Below are 1,329 nucleotides of genomic sequence, written 5' to 3'. Positions count from 1 at the left end.
GTCCTGCCCGGTGAACACGGCATAGGCGTACAGCGCGAGGTAACCGATCGCGAGCGCGCCGACGGCGTAGAATGCCCAGATCGCGACGCGCTTCATCGGGTCAACGCGCGGCGCGGCGCCGGGCCCGCAAACGCCATGGCGATTTGAAGAAGTTTGCGTTCCAAGCGGGCAGACCTGTTCGATTTCGACGGTGTGACTCTAGGTGGCGGGCATCGCGGCCGCAAATGCGCAAGAGCCCGGCGAAGCATCGGAGCCGTCAGTGCCGACTTGATGACGCCGCCCTCGTTTCGAGGCGCGGGGCATGCCGGTTTGCCCGAATTTCAATTGCTCCACTCAACCCTTTGTTGCTAAAATTACAATAGCAACGGGAGAGCGATCATGGCCTATGTCCAAACCACTGGCACGCATTCGACGAACTCATCTTCATGGACGCAGATACCCGGCCTCAGCCTTGTCATTCCCGAAGGCGTCGGGACGACCGCGATCATCATCCTGAACGTTCCCTGGCCATATGCAGGCGGCGACAATTATCCGGGCGGCAGTTTCGGCATTCAGGTGAACGGCCAGCTCTCGCCGGTGATTGCCGGGTTTACCTACAATGTCATAAACGGCAACGCCCGGGTACCGACGACACTGATCGTCGGCGTTCCCCTGGGCAACCAACCGCAGACCATCGCTGCGGTATGGCAGAACGTTCGCGGCAGCAACGTGACCATCGATACGCCGGCGTCGCTGACTTCGATCATGAACTAGCGGGATCGCCGCCGGGCGATCGGGGCGCCTTCAAATACCACGCAGCACGCCGCGGGCGGAAGGCTGAGGTCGGGTCGCGGTAGGGGAAATGGGCTAACAAGTCAGGTGCTTTTGTGGCACATGGTGCTGCCGTCCGAATGATCGGGCGTACCGCACCATTCGAGATCGCCATGCCCGCACCCAAGCCGCCTGCCTTCGAGACCCTGAGCCTGCACGCCGGCCAGCGTCCGGATCCCGTCACCGGCGCACGTGCGGTCCCGATCTACCAGACCACATCCTACGTCTTCCAGGATTCCGAACACGCCGCGGCGCTGTTCAATCTGGAACGCGCCGGCCACATCTACACCCGGATTTCGAACCCGACGACGGCGGTGCTGGAAGAGCGGCTGGCCGCGCTGGAGAGCGGCGTCGGCGCGATCTGCACCGCGAGCGGCATGGCGGCGCTGCATCTGGCGATCGCCACGCTGCTCAATGCCGGCGACCATATCGTCGCCTCCGCCTCGCTCTATGGCGGCACCATCAACCTGCTGGCGCATACGCTGCCGCGCTTCGGCATCACGACCACATTTGTAAAAC

Annotated in this window: 2 protein-coding genes; both read left to right on the top strand. The window is 63.1% G+C overall.

Features of this window, described 5'->3' with window-relative positions; translation table 11 throughout:
* The first annotated feature begins 378 nt into the window (after positions 1-378).
* Positions 379-753: a hypothetical protein gene (locus Q7U29_RS22430; protein WP_304744920.1), complete on the top strand. Its 375-nt coding sequence runs from the start codon at positions 379-381 to the stop codon at positions 751-753.
* Between the two features lie 170 nt (positions 754-923).
* A partial coding sequence (locus Q7U29_RS22425) for a PLP-dependent transferase (protein ID WP_304744918.1) occupies positions 924-1,329 on the top strand: 406 nt, incomplete at its 3' end.

It is taken from the genome of Bradyrhizobium sp., from assembly GCF_030654605.1.
In the GTDB taxonomy this organism is placed as follows: domain Bacteria; phylum Pseudomonadota; class Alphaproteobacteria; order Rhizobiales; family Xanthobacteraceae; genus Bradyrhizobium.
The sequence above is the reverse complement of the archived record's forward strand: the minus strand, read 5'-3'. Positions and strand labels throughout refer to the sequence as shown.

What these genes read in the sequence shown, in the direction of transcription:
- Q7U29_RS22430 (WP_304744920.1), top strand. Translation starts at nt 379, where the DNA reads ATGGCCTATGTCCAAACCACTGGCACGCATTCGACGAACTCATCTTCA.